Source organism: uncultured Nostoc sp., assembly GCF_964245575.1.
In the GTDB taxonomy this organism is placed as follows: Bacteria; Cyanobacteriota; Cyanobacteriia; order Cyanobacteriales; family Nostocaceae; genus Nostoc.
In genome coordinates this window covers 1-17,614 of the sequence record NZ_CAXTNP010000032.1, presented here as the reverse complement: position 1 = coordinate 17,614, position 17,614 = coordinate 1, and the positions used below count along the sequence as shown (strand labels likewise).

General features: G+C 42.3%; 18 protein-coding genes. 12 read left to right on the top strand and 6 right to left on the bottom strand.

Annotated elements, in window-relative coordinates; genetic code table 11:
* Window positions 1-67: 67 nt before the first annotated feature.
* The 8 genes from ACFFAP_RS07800 to ACFFAP_RS07765 all read left to right on the top strand — a co-directional run bounded on the left by ACFFAP_RS07800 (window position 68) and on the right by ACFFAP_RS07765 (window position 7,748).
* A complete protein-coding gene (locus ACFFAP_RS07800) occupies window positions 68-868 on the top strand; it encodes a hypothetical protein (RefSeq protein WP_375510686.1) in 801 nt (266 codons plus the stop codon).
* A gap of 271 nt (window positions 869-1,139) precedes the next feature.
* Window positions 1,140-2,201 (top strand): hypothetical protein, encoded by a 1,062-nt coding sequence (locus ACFFAP_RS07795; RefSeq protein WP_375510685.1) that lies wholly within the window; start codon window positions 1,140-1,142, stop codon window positions 2,199-2,201.
* Window positions 2,202-2,496: 295 nt separating this feature from the next.
* Window positions 2,497-3,324: a hypothetical protein gene (locus tag ACFFAP_RS07790; RefSeq protein ID WP_375510684.1), complete on the top strand. Its 828-nt coding sequence runs from the start codon at window positions 2,497-2,499 to the stop codon at window positions 3,322-3,324.
* A 166-nt stretch (window positions 3,325-3,490) separates the two neighbouring features.
* Window positions 3,491-4,195, top strand: coding sequence for a hypothetical protein (locus tag ACFFAP_RS07785; RefSeq protein ID WP_375510683.1), 705 nt, complete (start codon window positions 3,491-3,493; stop codon window positions 4,193-4,195).
* A complete protein-coding gene (locus tag ACFFAP_RS07780) occupies window positions 4,192-5,799 on the top strand; it encodes a hypothetical protein (protein ID WP_375510682.1) in 1,608 nt (535 codons plus the stop codon). The genes ACFFAP_RS07785 and ACFFAP_RS07780 overlap by 4 nt, the downstream gene beginning before the upstream one ends.
* Before the next feature lie 124 nt (window positions 5,800-5,923).
* A complete protein-coding gene (locus ACFFAP_RS07775; RefSeq protein WP_375510681.1) occupies window positions 5,924-6,496 on the top strand; it encodes a hypothetical protein in 573 nt (190 codons plus the stop codon).
* A 691-nt stretch (window positions 6,497-7,187) separates the two neighbouring features.
* A complete protein-coding gene (locus tag ACFFAP_RS07770) occupies window positions 7,188-7,427 on the top strand; it encodes a hypothetical protein (protein WP_375510680.1) in 240 nt (79 codons plus the stop codon).
* 63 nt (window positions 7,428-7,490) lie between these two features.
* Window positions 7,491-7,748: a hypothetical protein gene (locus ACFFAP_RS07765; protein ID WP_375510679.1), complete on the top strand. Its 258-nt coding sequence runs from the start codon at window positions 7,491-7,493 to the stop codon at window positions 7,746-7,748.
* Window positions 7,749-7,971: 223 nt separating this feature from the next.
* Here ACFFAP_RS07765 and plsY read toward each other — a convergent pair whose 3' ends face one another.
* The 4 genes from plsY to ACFFAP_RS07745 all read right to left on the bottom strand — a co-directional run bounded on the left by plsY (window position 7,972) and on the right by ACFFAP_RS07745 (window position 11,476).
* Window positions 7,972-8,649, bottom strand: a complete 678-nt coding sequence (gene plsY, locus ACFFAP_RS07760) for a glycerol-3-phosphate 1-O-acyltransferase PlsY (protein ID WP_375510678.1) — start codon at window positions 8,647-8,649, stop codon at window positions 7,972-7,974.
* A 70-nt stretch (window positions 8,650-8,719) separates the two neighbouring features.
* Entirely contained in the window at window positions 8,720-9,988 is a 1,269-nt protein-coding gene (locus tag ACFFAP_RS07755; protein ID WP_375510677.1) for a DUF3086 domain-containing protein, read from the bottom strand.
* 137 nt (window positions 9,989-10,125) lie between these two features.
* Window positions 10,126-10,512, bottom strand: coding sequence for a DUF3119 family protein (locus ACFFAP_RS07750; RefSeq protein WP_118167435.1), 387 nt, complete (start codon window positions 10,510-10,512; stop codon window positions 10,126-10,128).
* Between the two features lie 169 nt (window positions 10,513-10,681).
* On the bottom strand, window positions 10,682-11,476 hold the full coding sequence (locus ACFFAP_RS07745; RefSeq protein ID WP_375510676.1) for an MlaE family lipid ABC transporter permease subunit: 795 nt from the start codon (window positions 11,474-11,476) through the stop codon (window positions 10,682-10,684).
* Between the two features lie 479 nt (window positions 11,477-11,955).
* Between ACFFAP_RS07745 and ACFFAP_RS07740 the strand changes: the two genes are divergently transcribed.
* The 3 genes from ACFFAP_RS07740 to aroH all read left to right on the top strand — a co-directional run bounded on the left by ACFFAP_RS07740 (window position 11,956) and on the right by aroH (window position 14,134).
* Window positions 11,956-12,252, top strand: a complete 297-nt coding sequence (locus ACFFAP_RS07740; RefSeq protein WP_375510675.1) for a hypothetical protein — start codon at window positions 11,956-11,958, stop codon at window positions 12,250-12,252.
* Window positions 12,253-12,796: 544 nt separating this feature from the next.
* A complete protein-coding gene (gene sppA / locus ACFFAP_RS07735; protein ID WP_375510674.1) occupies window positions 12,797-13,618 on the top strand; it encodes a signal peptide peptidase SppA in 822 nt (273 codons plus the stop codon).
* A gap of 114 nt (window positions 13,619-13,732) precedes the next feature.
* Entirely contained in the window at window positions 13,733-14,134 is a 402-nt protein-coding gene (gene aroH / locus ACFFAP_RS07730) for a chorismate mutase (protein ID WP_375510673.1), read from the top strand.
* Window positions 14,135-14,182: 48 nt separating this feature from the next.
* Here the strand turns inward: aroH and ACFFAP_RS07725 are convergent, their stop codons facing one another.
* Together ACFFAP_RS07725 and crtR are read right to left on the bottom strand one after the other, a co-directional pair.
* On the bottom strand, window positions 14,183-14,488 hold the full coding sequence (locus ACFFAP_RS07725) for a papain fold toxin domain-containing protein (protein ID WP_375510672.1): 306 nt from the start codon (window positions 14,486-14,488) through the stop codon (window positions 14,183-14,185).
* A gap of 76 nt (window positions 14,489-14,564) precedes the next feature.
* Window positions 14,565-15,455, bottom strand: a complete 891-nt coding sequence (crtR, locus tag ACFFAP_RS07720) for a beta-carotene hydroxylase (RefSeq protein ID WP_375510701.1) — start codon at window positions 15,453-15,455, stop codon at window positions 14,565-14,567.
* 379 nt (window positions 15,456-15,834) lie between these two features.
* On the opposite strand from crtR, the gene pyk reads away from it, so the two are divergent.
* Complete coding sequence (gene pyk, locus ACFFAP_RS07715) at window positions 15,835-17,604, top strand: pyruvate kinase (RefSeq protein ID WP_375510671.1); 1,770 nt, start codon at window positions 15,835-15,837, stop codon at window positions 17,602-17,604.
* Window positions 17,605-17,614: the final 10 nt, after the last annotated feature.

Genomic DNA, 17,614 nt, shown 5'->3' with positions numbered 1-17,614 from the left:
TAACAGTGATTCAAAAAGTTATAAATCCTAGTTAAAAAGCTAAATTATCTTTTTCAGGCACAAATGTATGCGAAAAACTACCATTTTTACTCTTACGTTGCTATCTCTGGCAATCCTACCAGCAATGGCAGATGAGACGCTAGTAGGCCAGATTTGGAGTGATTTTCAATCATATTCCAAAGATTTGCAAGATTACTTTCAATATAAGAATCTGAGCGAAAACTTAAACTCTGAATCAGATAGTCAAAATGCTCTGAATAGTGACCAGGGAGACTTGAAAATACCTAACCCCGTCGCTGCGGGACAAAAGGTTCGTGATAATGTGATTGACTACTCTTATCGTTCAGAGTCTAGAGCAAGCCGCTTTGAAAATAATGCAGCAGTACGGGGAAATTTAGATAGTAATGAACTCAATCGTTTAATCACCCGTGGAGTAGCGGTAGGTGTTCTTGGTAAAAATTCACAAAGTCGGATAAAAGGAAAGTTAGAAAATCTTCAGTCGGATCTTTTTGACAATTCTAGTTCTGAAGGAACTGGCTCAGGAGCAAATTTTCCTTGTCCTTCTGGTGGTAAAGACGCAGCAAGCATAACTTGTCAGCTTACACAACAATTGGTAACTCAACTGTTAAATCCCAACACTGAAGCCATTCTAATACAAAAATTACAAGCAAAAATCGTAGCCGAAACATTTGCCCAGGCAATACAAACGAATCAGTCTTTACAATATTCTAATTTAAATTTAGCAAACATTTCCCAGCAGGCAGAAGAGGCAAATCGCGCTCGGAGAGTAGATACATCTACAGAAGCGGCGCGACTTTTACGAGCTACTTCTCAACTAGATTTGTTTGGCAGAAAAGTTGGTAAGTAGGATTTTAGGATAAAACACTCTAATTTTCCATACAATTTTTAAAATCCTTAAGAGGTTGTTTGAAAAGTGATTGGCTCTGATTTGAGTCACATATTGATCCCCCCTAGCCCCCCTTAAAAAGGGGGGAACCGGAATCAAAGTCCCCCTTTTTAAGGAGGATTTAGAGGGATCTAGAACGTTTTGCACCGACAAGAGGACTTTTAAAACATCCTTCCTCTAAACTTCTTACAAACAAACAGGAAATCTAAAAAAAACAGCCCATCAACTCAAAATGCAACTTGCTATTCAACAAATTTTTGCCCAACTAGGCAACCAACTAGGCATTGATGACGTTCTCAATAATGGTGCCGCAACTTCTCTAAGTATTGCCAACGGTTGGAATAAACAATGGCTGGATTTATTACAAACTACCACCAGCAATAACTTGTATGGAGCGCTGACAAATCTGGGTATTTTTTTTGCGGTAGGAACCCTGTTATTTTTTATGATACAATTCCTCAGAGACTTAATATCCTACGAATATAGTCGTCCAATATCATCTTTAATCTGGCCTTTTGTAGTGGTGCTCCTCTTAAGTAATCCAGGAAAAGGAAGTATCCTTTCTAATCTGACACTGGGATTACGGGGTTTTTTAAACAGTGTGAATCAGCAAGTAGTGGTATCAGCAGATGCGGGTCAAATGTACCAACAAGCACTGAATATGAGTATTGCAGAAGAAGTAACTGGTTCTTTTCTGCGTCCTTGCCAATCTCTTACTGGCGCTCAACAAAGTCAATGCTTTACCAACGCTGCCGATAAAATCAACATTCTATTGCAGAAATATAGAAATACATACGGAAGAAGAGTTTGGATAAATAAGCTACAAACTAAGATAGATAATATTAGATATGGCACTAGCCTTGTATCAGAAACCTCATTTAATTCTTTGTTAGGTTCTACAGTCCAAACAAGCATCAAAAACTTTTTAGTTTCCTTGCAATATGCTTTTCAGAATCTGATAGAAGCTACTATGTTGCTGATAGCACTTTTAGGGCCAATAGCTGTAGGTGGATCTTTACTGCCTGTAGCTGGTAAACCAATTTTTGCATGGCTGACCGGATTTTTATCTATTGGAATCGCCAAGATTTCATTCAATATTATTGCTGTGGTGACTGCCGCAGTTATTGTAAATGGGCCAGGTCAAAATGTTAATGCTGATCCAGATTTAATGTGGTTCATAATTTTTCTGGGAGTTTTAGCACCAATTTTATCGTTACTTGTGGCTGCTGCTGGCGGTTTTGCACTCTTCAGTGGTATCAGTAATACGGCTTCTTTAGTAAGGGAGAGGATTTAACAATTAAAAATTAAAAATTAAAAATTAAAAATGAATAAAATTTTGATAATTGTTGTAACTGCTGAATTATATGCCGTAATTAATATCAGGGCTATTTCATTCTCATCTAGCCCGCCTCAGAATAAATTCTGAGTCTAATAGCGAAAGTTATCTAAAGATGACTGAGCAAAGGTTATAGTCCGTTAAAACGGACTTTAGCTATTAGCCTAGAACTTGAGTTATGGGCGGTTGATGTATAAAATAGCCCTATAATTAATATATAATAACTGAAGTTTTTTGCATAAGAGGTGAGTAAATGGTGCGTTTACTGGAAAGAAAACAAAGAACGACGGCAAGTGTTTTGACAATTTTTGCGCTCGCAACTTTCAGTTTACATATATTAGTTTTATTTTTATTTTTATTACAAGGGCTAAATATTCGCCAACTTAGTCTGAGAAAAGCTCCTAACTTCGTGCAATTAATAGACGGTAAACCAGTAACTAATATTGATGATTTAGCAAGAGAACCAGAAGCAATTCGCCAATTCATCAGCAAAACGATGATATCAATGTTTAGCTGGTCTGGAACCTTACCACCACAAAAAATCGAAGAAGTTGCAAACCCCAAACCAGATTTAGGAGTTCTTATTCAAACACCTCAAGGGGGTAGCCAAAAAGTTAGTACCAGCAGTTGGATAGCTAGTTTTGCCTTATCCGAAGACTTTCGCAAAGGTTTCTTAAGCACAGTTGCAGAAATGACACCGGCAGAAGTTTTCTCTGAAAATCCTAGCCTAGCTATGACATCACAATTAGTTATTAAGCGGGTTTATCCGCCAAAACAAATTGCACCAGGTAAGTGGCGAGTGGGTATGGTAGCCGATTTAATTCAAAAAAACCGAGTTGGTGGTGCAAGACTCATAACTCCTTTTAACAAAGATTTACTTGTACGTGCAGCAGATTATTTTGGTAATCCCCAAGGCGACAATGGCACAGACCTGCAAAAAGCAATTTATAGTGTTCGCGCTGATAGATTAGAAATTTATGAAGTTCGTAACTTATGTTTGCTCGATGGCAATAACAGCGTTAACAATGATAAATTTACACAATGCGGGCCTGGACAAACATCTGATAGCTTTATCAGATGAGTAGGCAGAGACGCGATTAATCGCGTCTGTACTAGGGAGTAGGGAATTAGCCTTTTCGAGTTGTACAGAGTTTTTTAAAAAATCAAATAATACCTAAATAAGACTTATAGATTTCTAATTCACTAATTAAATTTATATAAATATCAAATTAAATTAAATTAAATTAATGCAAATACTCAAGCCAGAAAATAGAAAAAATAACCCATTGCCACTGTTAGCAGTAGGAACATTTGGGTTACATGTATTTACCTTGCTTTTACTACTATTTCACGGGTCTATGTTACAGCAGTTAGGTCGTCAACTCACACCTCAAAGTTTAGTGCAGCTTGTTGATGGTCGCGCTATAACTGTAGACCCCGAACTAAATTTAGAGCGACAGCCAGAGGCTATTCGGCGGTTTGTAGGTGAAACTATGAGCTTAATGCTTACCTGGTCAGATCAACAGCCACCAACGCAAGTCTGGGAAATTACCTCCCAACTGGTAGCTGATAATTTTAAACAAAAACTTAAATCAGAAATTACCAATTTAAATCCAGATAGCCAATTTGAAAACGTTAATAGGGGAGCAGAGAATGTATTAGTAATCCAAAAAATATCTCAACCTACAGAAATAGGTAATGGACAGTGGAAAGTAGATATGTTTGCGAATCAACTAGTTTTTAACGGTTATGATAGGCTGGGAAAATCAACTTCATTTAATAAACAAATTTTAGTTAGAGCAATAGATGAACCTGCAACTTCCCTGCCAAATGCAGCACTACCATTGCAATTTGCAGCTTACCGCCTTGGTGAAGCCAGACTAGAAATTTATAATGTATGTGATATCAAAGATAAAAATTGTTCTGGAAATCCTAATCAAGCTTTACCATGACTAAATACTCAACTCCTGCGGAAACATCTGCTCAAAATGAATTTACTCTAACCTCCGATGCTCATCAACAAGATGCAGAATCTTTTGATTGGGAATCGCGAATGTCAAGGTTAGTCGGCTTTGAAGAAGAATCTTCTCCCGATACCCAAGGATCAGAAGACTCTGCAACGCCACAAGAATCGCTCTCTCAACCACAAGACGTTCAGACGAAGCAACCCCTCTCATCTAATCCCTTTGCAAAGTTAGGCTTGGTAGGAGCCGCCACTTTTGCGATCGTTTTGGTGGGTGGTGTGTTTTTGTCGCAGTTGATGAGTAGCAATCCCAAGCCAAAAAATATTGTTCCTCCACAAGTGCGTGAGCAGCCAACTGATGAATCTACTTCTCAACAGCTATCAGGCGAAGTAGATACTCTGAAAACGAAATTAGCCCTGACTGAACAAGCAGAGATGGTGAAAGCCGCCCAACAACAGCTCAGAACTGCCAAATCAACGCCGACAGTAGTCTTAAAAGAACCGTCAGTGTCTTCTAGAGGTACAGAAAGAGTGATCCCAACACCCCCACCACCAATAGCTTATGTACCCCGAACAGTGACAGTTGAGCGCATCGTTAGAGTACCTGCTTCTCAACCTGTGCGATCGCCCCAACTACCAGTTGTGCAGCCAAACACTCAACCTCAGACTGTAGTCAATATAACTCCAGCATCTCCACCATCTCCACCAAGCCCATTGCAAGAGTGGAGAAGGTTAGCAAAGTTAGGTAGCTACGGTCAAGTAGATGCTACAAATCAATCTAATAACATAGCATCTGCTCCTGAACCTGCAAACAATCCCCAGCCGCAGCAACAACAGACACCACAACCGGAAACTCCTGCTCCTGAAGTGAGTCAAGCGCAACCTGTGGGACAGAAATCCTTAGCAGTAGGGACTAGTGCTAAAGCTGTGTTAGCAACAGCGATATTTGGGGAAACTACTACTAAATCAGGCGGTGGTGATGAAGCAGGCCAAGCGAAAAACGTATTTGTGATCAAATCGCAAGAAGCACTTAAATCTAAGGATGGTACTACCGTTATACCTGCAAACACCGAATTCCTAGCTGAAATTAGTTCCATTAACGAACAAGGTCTTACGCAGATGAACGTAACTAAGCTTATCTCGCAAAATAATGGCAACCCTACCGAACAAAGCTTACCCAGCAATGCAATTATTATTCGCGGTACTCAAGGTAAACCTCTAGTAGCAAATAAATATCCCGGTCAAAGTTCGTCCATAGCATCAATGGATGCAGGACTATTCGTTTTGGGAGGTATTGGTAAAGCAGCAGAGTTGATAAATCGCCCTGATACCAAACTTGTGCCATATACTGTAACATCTAGCAACCCCACAGACAGCGACCCGGATCGCGTCTCCACCACTACTAGCCTTATTAGTGAGACTGAGAACAGACGCAACCTTGCAGCTGGGGTTCTGGAAGGTGGTATGAACTCTGTAGTACCCCAAATTGCCCAACGTAATCAACAGGCGATCGCCCAAATGTCACAACCAACTAATATTTGGTTTATGAAAGCCGGCACAACTGTTGAACTATACGTTAATCAACCAATCTAGTTTTAAGAGATAGGATTTATATCAATTTTAGATTTTGGATTGAGTAATGGTAATTGGTAATTAGTTTTCTTTCTATCTTTCCCATATTCTCCTGTTCTATCTACCAATCTCCCCATTTGCAACCATGAAAAATAATCCTAACTTGTCAGGAAATACCCCAAAAAATTCTTATTTCCTACCTATAGCTTCCTTAATTTTCTCGGTTGCTATGTTCTTGTTGGTAGGTCGCGTTGGTGCTAATAACGCTGTTCTGCGTTCAATATTTTCCTGTCAAGCACAGGGTTTAGGGGGAGCAATACCTACGATCGACGTTTGGTATCAACAAGGAACAAACTTAAGCTTTATTCCGGCTGGAGAAGTTATTAAAAAAGTTTGGTTAAACGATCCATCACAGGTAACTATAGACTTTGATGGGCCAGTATGTATGCAGTTTGGTCAAGACTCTAATAGTAATGCAGGAGATTGTAAAAACTCCGCAGCAAATGTAATTCAACTCAGACGAATTCAAAAACTGAATATTCCTGGGCTTCCTCCCACTAGCAATACACTTTTAACAGTTGTTACCGAAGGACAAGGTAGAAATAGGTTGTATACTTTTCGAGTGATATATAAAACAGATAACCCTGAATATCACACTTTAGCAGTTTTTGCTGATCCTTCTGGTCAAGAAGGAGCTTGTGCTAGAGTTCCACAATAAATTTCAAGCAAAAGCACCCGACAGCAAAGAGGGCTGAAATTTCCCTCCACAAAAAGCGCTGAAGTCTACGTATGTCTGCATTGTGGCTTTTCAAAAGCCTTGCTCTAATATCAAGTCTGGGTAATTAGTTATGATTCCCACAGTCATAGCACCCCATCCCCAGCCCCTCCCCGCACGCGGGGACTACCGTATATAGATAAGTCGGCAGACCTCTCCCCAAACCCCTCTCCGACGCGGAGAGGGGCTTTGAAGATTGGCTCCCCTTCCCTCTCTGCGAGACGCTGCGCGAACGCAGGGAAGGGGCTGGGGGTTAGGTCTGAGAGCGCTTTGAGCAAAATAAGTCACTTGTGTATACACCGTAGGCGTGTGCGGAGGGGAGACAAAGCGTAGCTTTGGCGGGGTAGGGTTCTTGAAGTTTAACAAGTAATCAAGCGGACATGATATAATTCTCTTCTTAGAAAAAGGGTTATAGAGGATCTAAGTCTTTGGGCAGTTTTCTTTCTTTATAGAGCAAGGTTAAGCTAAGGCGTAGGCAGTGCTGTAGTTCAATCACTTGAAAAACGCTATAACTCAACTGATTTAACTGACTCAGGCATTTTCAGCCTATATGTTTATAAATCTTCAGATAAAAACTAACCACAAATTCCAAATCCGTGCAAATATAAAGAAAAGCTTAAGAGGTTACAGACTCATGGTCACTGCCAAAATGATGCAACAGCTTTGGGCTGTAATCGAGTCTACCCAGGTCAGCACCCTGCTCCAGTTTGATGATGCTGCTTTAGTACAAGTGCTTCTCCAGCAGTTAAAAGCGAAGCAGACTATTGATGCCCAGGCAGATAGCAGTCTCAATACTTATATAAAATCTAAACTGCCCCTCATTCGTGATACGGCTGAAGGTCGATTATCCTTCGGGCAAGGCGGCAATCATTAGTACGAGAAATCAAATGATTCCTCACCGCCAAGCATACGCTCAGAGTTCAAATAGTTGAATATTATGAATCACTGGCTAGTAATTGCCCTAGTAGCTTATCTAATTGGAGCAGCGATTGAAGGGGTGACTACAGCCAGTCAGCTATCTCATTCAGTGCCAGAATTAGCTAAAAGCACACAAGCTCACCCTTCAGATTCTGCCACTGAGTCTAATTCCACTTGGCGAGTTGTGGCCGCCATCGCCTCAGTAAGTATATGTGGAGCTTTTTTGTGGCCTTGCCGCCTTTTCCACCGTTTAATTAAAGGCAAAGTTAGTCATTAGTCATTAGTCTATATCATGTCCGCTTGATTACTTACTAAACCCCACCCCGCCAAAGCTACGCTTTGTCTCCCCTCCCCGATGTCTTGGGGAGGGGTGCAATGACTGTGGGAATCATAACTATTTATCCGGACATATATCATTAGTCATTAGTCCAAGAGATACCATGTACACCTAACGGCTTGCTGTGGGCATCGCTTGAGGCAAGGTATCTACCAAAAACTCATTATATAGTTTGTTCGGGTGTCGCTACATTTTGCCCAATTTTTGGCTCCGTTCCCGCAAGCAGTCGTTCAATATTAGTGCGATGGCGCAAAATCACATATAATCCACCAGCAATTCCAAACAGAATATATGGTAATGGTTGATGCAAAAGTACCATGAAAATGGGAACAGCGATCGCACCTGCAATTGAACTCAAAGAGACAATCCGCAATATCGCCACAACTACGGCAAACACAGCGACTGTTGCTAAACCTACCTGCCAACTCATTGTCAACAAAATCCCCAAGCTGATAGCAACGGATTTACCACCGGTAAAGCCCAAAAAAATTGATTTACTATGTCCCAGGATGGCAGCTAACCCAGCTATTGTTATTACCCACGGTTGCCACACTTGTGCATCTACCGTTGGGGGGATATAATTTTGAATTTGGTTAAAATTGAATAACCAGTAAACTAAAGCGATCACTAATACTCCCTTTAAGGCGTCAAGTATTAAAACGAATCCTCCTGGCCCTTTCCCCAAGGTTCTTAGTACATTAGTTGCTCCAGTGGAACCTGAACCAACTTCCCGAATATCAATACCTTTTAACAGCTTCACAGCAATATACCCAGTGGGAAAAGAACCCAATAGGTAAGCTATAACCACAATTGCCCCACACAGAGTTAACCAAATAGCCATAATAAAATTCAAAATTCAAAATTTAAAAAAGTCAAGAGTAATATCTCTTGACCAATGACTAATTACTAATTTAAAAGTCATCATCATAGTTTCTCACGGTTTTGGGGTCAGGAGCAAAAGCTAACCACAGGGGAAATTGCAGCAATGACAAACTGATTTGCTCTTCTGAATCATCAATGATAATTAAGGGCAGTTGATTGGCTTTCGTCAATCGGTCTGCTTTCTGAGCCAGAGCATCAGACGCCTCAAATAATACCACGCCACGGTCTGGGCCGAAATCTGGGCGACCGATTCCTAGACAGTCTTGCAAGCCGCGTCGCCATTCACCCAATCGCTCTGGTGTATTAGCTAAGACTAAAGTACGGACGCGATCGCCATACAGCTTGTGTAAAATCGAAATTGCGGCTGAGGCAATCAAAATATTCTGTAAGCGGCTACCCATTGTCCGCAAACCACCCCGTCCCCCTTGGGTAAAAAACCAGTTAGAAACTCGTTCTGCGTGGATTGGTTCAAAGGTACGGCGTAATTGCCACACTGGCCCATAGTAATCTGGTTTATTGCGGTATTGGTCAATTAGGCGGCGAATTTGCTTAGTAGTATCTTGAAACTGCTGTTGGGCAAATTGCGGTATTCCAGGTTGGGTTTCAACTGGTTTAGCCTCTTTTTCTTTTACAGATGGTTTTTCTCGTTCCACCACACTTGGCGTCAGTTGCAACTGTTCAGCAGCAACGGCCAAATCCTGTAAGCTACCCGTGAGATAGTCTTTAAAACCCTGCACCCGAATTGCCAAGTCTTGGGATGTACCAGCAAAAGTGGTTCGCATCTCATTGCGGATACGTTCTTGTCGGCGTTCTAGTTGTTCTACAGAAATTTGCAAGGTTTGTTTGCGTTGTTCTAACTGCACCAGTGACTCTTGTACAAGTCGTCCCAGTGATGTCTGAGTTTCACCCACTTGTGCCTGAAGGTTTTTGTAAAAAGCTTGCAGCTTGGCTATTTCTTCCTTGAGAGCAGCTTCAGCGCTCTGCAACTCTGCTACTCGCTGCTCTGCTTGTGCATATAATGAATGGTTTTCTGATCCCAGTGCGGTATTTTCCGGTTCCGACTGCGCTACAAACTCGCCATTTGAATTTTCTGTTAGCTCTACTGTAGAATCTACCACTTCTGCATTAGAGATGAGTGGCTCAAAAGTTTTGTAGTCCTCTGACGAGCTAATGGCTCCTATTTCTCCCACTGACTCAACAGATGGATTGAGTGGATGTTCAACTGCATTATTCTGTTCTTGTTTTTCTGCCAACTGCTCATCAATTGGTTCTGGGGTTTGAGATGCCTCTGGGTTCATAAACAATAGTGTAATTCCTATGACGCGAATAAATAGCTTTCAGAAATATTACAATTGACCTGCCATAAAAGTCCTGAGTTATTAGTGCTGAGTTATGAGTGTAGATCGAAACGACTCAGCACAGATGTAACTCAAGACTAAATACGCGGACAACGTTGTTCTAAGCAAGTTTTCAAGGTATTGGGATCAAATAAAATCGGCAAAAAGTGAATACTTTTAATTTCTTTAAAGTAAAACAGGATAGGGACTCCATTCCAGAAGATCCGCCAGTTTTGCCATTCTTGGTAGGGAAAGCGCCGAATCAATTTTTCGCCTCTGTAAATATCTAAGTCGGTGGCGGTAAATTGCAAACGCAGCGTTAACGCCTGAAACATGAGAAACAAACCAAATAGCGTAAAAACGGAGCCTACCCACGGTTGTACCAACAGTAGTGGAATAGCGGCAATTACCAACACTATAGGTATATTGTAACTAGGCTTGAGTTCCACAGTTGATGTGGAGTTAGGAGCAAATGAACTGGTCACAGTCTTAAATCCTGCTTTATTTTAGTAGGCATCTCTCCTATTTTAGGAGTCAGCAGTCAGGAGTTAGAAGTTAAGAGTCAGGAGTTTTAACTCATAACTCCTGTACAGACGCGATTAATCCTGTACAGACGCGATTAATCGCGTCTCTACTCCTAACTCCTCACTTTTTTTATAGCCCTATGAATGCACTGCCAGTCCCCTGAAACATTAACCAAGAAAGAAAAAAGTTGCTAACAAATATAATTAGCAAGGCAGTCACAACAGCAGTTGTGGTTGACTGTCCTACACCTTTGGCTCCTCCTGTTGTCGTCAACCCCCAACTGCAACCAATTACGGCGATTAAAATGCCAAAGCAACACGCCTTAATCATGGCGCTAACAATATCCCAGATATCAAGAAAGTTACGGGCTGAGTCTAGAAATACCGTATCAGACAGGTTGTAGATATTTGTCGCAATTATCAATCCCCCGAACATCCCTGTTACCAAAGACAGGAGGGTTAAAATTGGTAGCATTAAACAGCAAGCAAGGACGCGGGGGATAACTAGGTAATCGATTGGATCTGTTTTCAACATCAACATGGCATCGATTTGTTCTGTGACTCGCATGGTACCGATTTCGGCTGCAAAGGCAGAACCGACTCGCCCAGCCAAAATCACTGCTGTCAACACGGGAGAGAGTTCTCGTGTCAACGCGACAGAAAGCACTCCGCCGATAATGTTTCCTGCGCCAAAGTTGATAAATTCCCGCGCTACCTGAATGGTAAACACCGCACCAACAAAAATAGCCGTCAATAGGGCAATAAATAGGGAATCTGGCCCAACTGCTGCCATTTGTTGCAAGGTGTTGCGCCGATGGATTTTGCCTCTCAATAGGTGAACTAGTACTTGCCCACCCAGAAAAATCGCCGCCAGCAACCGCTGACTCCATTCTCCTAAACTGGATTTGGATATAGTCTGGTTCAATGTTTTGTAGCTAACTCGGTGACTGCCTTAAGAATAGCGGAAGTCATTCGGATAGGGAATGGGGAATGGGGAATGGGAAATGGGGGATGGGGCATTGAAAAGAGGCAGAGGGGTAGGGTGCTGCTCTTGTAGAGGGGAAAACTCTTCTCCCTTGCTCCCAGCTAAGAGATCCCCTGCCTCTTCATGGCGCTGAATATTAACTTAGATTAAACATGCTCTCAGAAAATGAAGCTCTTATTAAAGGTGTTGCAAACCAATAAATAGGTGCTAACCTTGGCTATGATCTTTATTTTGCAAGGGTTTTGTAGATTAAAACATTTTTTGATATCCCCAGCATGTGCTGTAGCTGATAGCCGTTTATTTTAATTAAAACTTAAGATTTTTGACAGATTGGTTGGTCAGGAGCGATCGCACGTATTGTAGAAAATGACGAACTGCTATCTAGCTCTTGTCATCTCTACTCACGGAGTTTGTCTTAAATGGCTATTTTCACTAACTTTCTCCGCTCCCTACTACTAACGATCATTTTTAGTTTTGTCGCTCCCATGTTACTTGTTGGCGGCGGATTGTTCCTTTTACCCCTCATCGGTTATTTTCCCGGTTTACAAGAGTTAACTGAGGCGATCGCTACTCAGATTATGCATTTTCTCGCCACCTTTGGCAGTGGAACTCCCCTCCGGGGATTATTTGTGATTAGTTTGACCTGTAGTTTCGTCGGGGCACTGTTTGATATGTACGCTTATTATCGGTGTCAAATTTTACGAAGTGATTTATAAGCTAGTAGAAAGAGCTTCCTCAGTTGCTCATGGGCTGTACAAGATAGGGAAAAGTGATATTCCTAAAAGTGAAAGTACTACTGGTTCTAAGCTAAATAGGGATTAGTGCTGCTCAATGATATTTTATTAATTAAATTGAGTGCCGAAGTTATTGATTAAATATTTATTATTCATTAGTTATTAGTTATTAATTACTGACAACTAGTATAGGTGCGCGACCGTAGTAAACCAATCCTCAAAAGGTCAAAAAGTTAGAATACCAAAGGTTGTAGAATTTTGAATCCCGCAAAACAGCTAAAATAGTCTGTGCTAAATTCTCACGTTGGACGCTAAACTAGAGTTTGGCATTTTGTGTTAGCTGCAATCTTGAAGGACTTGATTAGCATTTATCGTGAATATCAAATAAAACTCACTGCAAAATATAAAAATTTCCTTAAAATCCTGACGATCGCAATGCCTGCTCATGTTTCTTAACAGAGCAAAAGAGGTCGTCTGACCGTTGGGCATCTTATATTGAGTTTATTACGAGGTATGTTGACAGCTCATGATTTGGCCGTTTAAGCCCAAGTTTAGAAAACAAATTGCGCGGATTGAAATCACTGGTGCGATCGCCGGTGCTACTCGCAAACGCGTCCTAGAAGCCTTAAAAACTGTAGAAGAAAAAAAGTTTCCGGCATTATTACTGCGTATCGATAGCCCTGGCGGTACAGTCGGAGATTCCCAAGAAATCTACAGCGCCCTGAAGCGTTTGCGCGAAAAAATTAAAATCGTCGCTAGCTTTGGCAATATCTCGGCTTCTGGAGGAGTCTACATCGGCATGGGAGCCGAACACATCGTAGCTAACCCAGGTACAATTACGGGTAGTATTGGTGTGATTCTGCGTGGGAATAACTTGGAACGCTTGCTAGAAAAAATCGGTGTATCCTTTCAGGTAATTAAGTCTGGCCCTTACAAAGACATTTTGGCTTTCGACCGGCAACTGACTCAACCAGAAGAAAACATCTTGCAAGAGTTGATTGACACAAGTTATCAGCAGTTTGTCCAAACGGTAGCTGATGGTCGTTCTTTAACAGTAGAAGCTGTGAAAAGTTTCGCCGATGGCCGGATTTTTACTGGACAGCAAGCCTTAGAGTTGGGTGTTGTAGATCGCCTGGGCACAGAAGAAGATGCCCGTCGCTGGACAGCAGAACTAGTCGGACTTGATCCAGAAAAAACTCTCTGCTATACCTTAGAAGAACGTAAACCTTTATTGAGTCGCCTTCTACCAGGAAGTCGTCAAGTTTCATCAGGAATTCGATCTGGAATTGATTGGCTCGAATTTGAAATGTCTACTAGTGGTTTACCCTTGTGGTTATATCGACCTTAATATGAGTTAGCAGTTAGGAGTGAGGAGTTAGGAGTTAAAACTCTCAATTTCTCACTCTTAACTCCTAATTCCTAACCTTTTTGTTTTAAGGAGGATTTGGGCGTGGAGTGGCAAATGCGGGCTATTCGCGGGGCAACAACAGTTGCCGAAAATACTGTTGAGGCAATGCGAGAGGTAGTGACAGAACTACTAGATGAACTAGAAAACCGGAATCAATTCCAGCCGAGAGACATGATTAGTGTGACTTTCTCAGTGACACGCGATTTGGATGCTATTTTCCCAGCTGCGCTCGCCAGAGCGCGTCCTGGTTGGGATAATGTGGCCATGTTGGATGTGCAGCAAATGCACGTTGAAGGTAGCTTACAGCGCTGCATTCGGCTCCTAATCCACGCCTATTTGCCAGCCTCCGCCTCAATTCATCATATCTATTTACGCAACGCCGCTAGCTTGCGTCCCGACTGGAGTTTGCCCCAGTCTTTACAAACATCACAGCCAGTAGTTAAATCAAAAGTGTAAATTATTTACGTCTAAGTCTAATAATTAGTTAGCGCTCAAGTTATTGTGTTATGCCAGTATTGAATTGAGTAGTGGTAACCAATCATTTTTGCAACTCAAGCTGTTGATAAAGAACACATATTCAACAGTGATCGCTTCATGTCGCCCGTTGATGGATATGTTTTGTCGGAGGCGTTCATGGTAAATGTTGCAGAAAGGAGCTTCTGTACTACCTGTAAACAGGCTAATCTTTTTACCAGAAATGTTTTGATCAATAAGGAATTGGCGCCGGACAATGGCGCAGGGAACACATTCAAAAATTTGGAATTGTGCAGCGATCGCGCTCAGTTGACTATGAAGGCTAGCCCTGGTCATGATCTAGTTTTGTCAATTTTTCAATGCTAGCCATTGGTGCGCGATCGCAAAGCTTGAATTAACAATAGAAAATTATCTATTCTTTTTGATGATGAAACCGAATTCCTAAAAAGATGTCGTAAACAAACTCAAAAAAGTCCTTTTTCTGCAACAATCCTGAAGTTTGATAACAGCCTTTTTTATCTAACAGGGGCTTCATCACATAGTACGCAGGTTGATAATTATACCAAGGAATAGAAGGCCACAAATGATGAATTAAGTGGTAATTCTGTCCCATAATCAGGATATTGAGAACTTGGTTCGGGTAGACGCGAGCATTTTTCCAGCGATCGCGCTCCGCAAAAGGACGATGGGGCAAATAGTCAAAAAATAATCCCAGTGCTATCCCCACCACAAAAGCTGGTATAAACCAAAAATTCAGAATGTAACCCAAAAAGTTGTATTGCACTGATATATAAACAATTACACCGACAATTAAGCGGCTGATGAACCATTCTAATAGCTCATATTTCCGCCACAGTCGCCGTTGAAAGAAAAACACTTCATGGTACAAAAACCGCACTGCAATCAGCCATAGTGGGCCACCCGTAGAGACATAATGATCTGGGTCGTCTTCGGGATGATTGACATGTCCATGATGCTGTAAATGCACCCGCGTAAACACTGGAAAAGCAAAAGCTAGCATCAATGCACTGCCATGCCCTAACATTGCATTCATCACCCGGTTGCGATGGGCAGATTGGTGACAAGCATCATGAATTACCGTCCCAGCACAATGCAAGGCAATAGTGTTAACGCTAAAGCACAGCCAGTGCGGCCATTGCCAAAGCCAGTAACCAAAGTTAGATAACACCAGCATTGCTACAGCTACTAAAAACAGCAGTAGCGTGGGATTGAAATCACCAGGAGGCGCTAAAAATTCCTTCGGCGGGATTGTCAGTGGCTTTTGTGCCTCCGATGCGATCATCTCTAACATTGACTCCTTCTTAATCAAACATTACAAATATACGATAAAGATTAGAGAAAAATAAAATTTTGTAAAGTTTTGTATAGCAATATTTATCCGCAGCTTTGCATCTCAGTAGATGAATAACGCTATGATTCAAGACTTGAACTAATCTTTACTGATAAGTGGGCTATGACAATTTCCAAGAAGTTGATGGGATAAACACCTTCGTTAGCAGGATGGATACAAGATTGATGTACTATATCTAGTCTATCCCACAGCCTCCACTCTCCCATAAACCCTCTCTAACTGCTTATGTCTATTGATATAGCAGTGACTGAAAAGGAGATGCGACTTAAGTTACGATGACTTCCCAGATAGCTCCCTAACTTCAGCCCCTATGCAATTAAGAGATTCTCTGCGCCGGACAAAAATTGTCGCTACTATTGGCCCCGCCACTAGCAGTCCTGAAATGCTCAAGGCGATTATTGAAGCGGGAGCCACGACGCTGCGGCTAAACTTCTCCCACGGAACTCATGCCGACCATCAGCGTAGTATTCGCTTAATTCGGCAAACCGCTTTTGAATTAAATCAGCCAGTGGCAATTCTCCAAGACTTGCAGGGCCCAAAAATTCGCTTGGGGAAGTTTGACAACGGGTCTATAGTTTTGGCAAAAGGCGATCACTTCACCTTGACAAATCGTCCAGTTGTAGGTACTCAAGAAATTAGCTGCGTTACCTACGATTATTTAGCCGAAGAAGTGCCAGTTGGGGCAAAAATCCTCCTCGATGATGGACGAGTAGAAATGTTGGTGGAGGAGATTAACCGGGACAAAGGTGATTTGCATTGTCGGATCACCGTGCCTGGTAAACTTTCTAACAACAAAGGCGTAAACTTTCCCGGCGTTTACCTGTCAATTAAGGCAATGACCGACAAAGACCGAGAGGATCTGATGTTTGGTTTAGATCAAGGTGTAGATTGGGTGGCACTTTCCTTTGTCCGCAATCCACAGGACATGATCGAAATTAAAGAACTCATTTCCAGTACAGGCAAGCAAGTGCCAGTGATTGCCAAAATTGAAAAGCACGAGGCCATTGAACAAATGGAGGCGGTTCTGGCTTTGTGTGATGGTGTAATGGTTGCCAGAGGTGACTTAGGGGTGGAATTGCCAGCAGAGGATGTTCCGGTACTCCAAAAGCGGCTAATTGCTACAGCAAATCGCTTGGGGATTCCCATCATCACCGCCACCCAGATGTTAGACAGCATGGTGAGCAATCCCCGTCCCACTCGCGCTGAAGTATCAGATGTGGCTAATGCGATTTTAGATGGTACAGACGCGGTAATGCTCTCCAATGAAACTGCTGTGGGTAGCTTCCCTGTAGAAGCAGTGGCGACGATGGCACGAATTGCCGAGCGGATGGAGCAGGAAGAAGCCCAACACTTAAATTTACGTTCTTCCAGAGATTCCCGGCGCTCCATTCCCAATGCTATTAGTCAAGCTGTAGGTCAAATTGCCGAACAACTAGGCGCAGCAGCAATCATGACCCTAACGCAAACTGGGGCAACAGCTCGCAATGTCTCTAAGTTCCGTCCCCAGACACCAATTTTGGCAGTGACACCCCATGTGAATGTGGCGCGACAGCTACAAATGGTGTGGGGAGTAAAACCCCTGTTGGTACTTGGATTACCTTCCACTGGTCAGACATTTCAAGCTGCGATCAACGTGGCTCAGGAACTGAAGTTACTATCTGAGGGAGATTTAGTAGTAATGACAGCTGGCACACTCCAGGGAATTTCCGGCTCCACAGATTTGATTAAAGTAGAGGTGGTAACGGCAATACTAGGTCACGGAATTGGACTTGGACAAGGTTCAGTAAGTGGTCGCGCACGAGTGGCTAATACTGGTATGGATGTTAGTAACTTTAATCCTGGAGACATCTTAGTTGCACCCCGCACTAGTGCCGATTTCGTCGAGGCAATTCGTAAGGCTGCCGGGATTATTACGGAAGAAGAAAGTCTTACAAGTCATGCAGCAGTGATTGGCTTGCGTCTCGGTGTGCCAGTGATTGTCGGTGTGAAGCAGGCAACGCAGGCGATTCGGGATGGGGCGATTATAACCCTGGATCTACAACGGGGTTTGATTTACTCTGGGGCGGTGAGAACGGCTTAGAAGTGGGGAG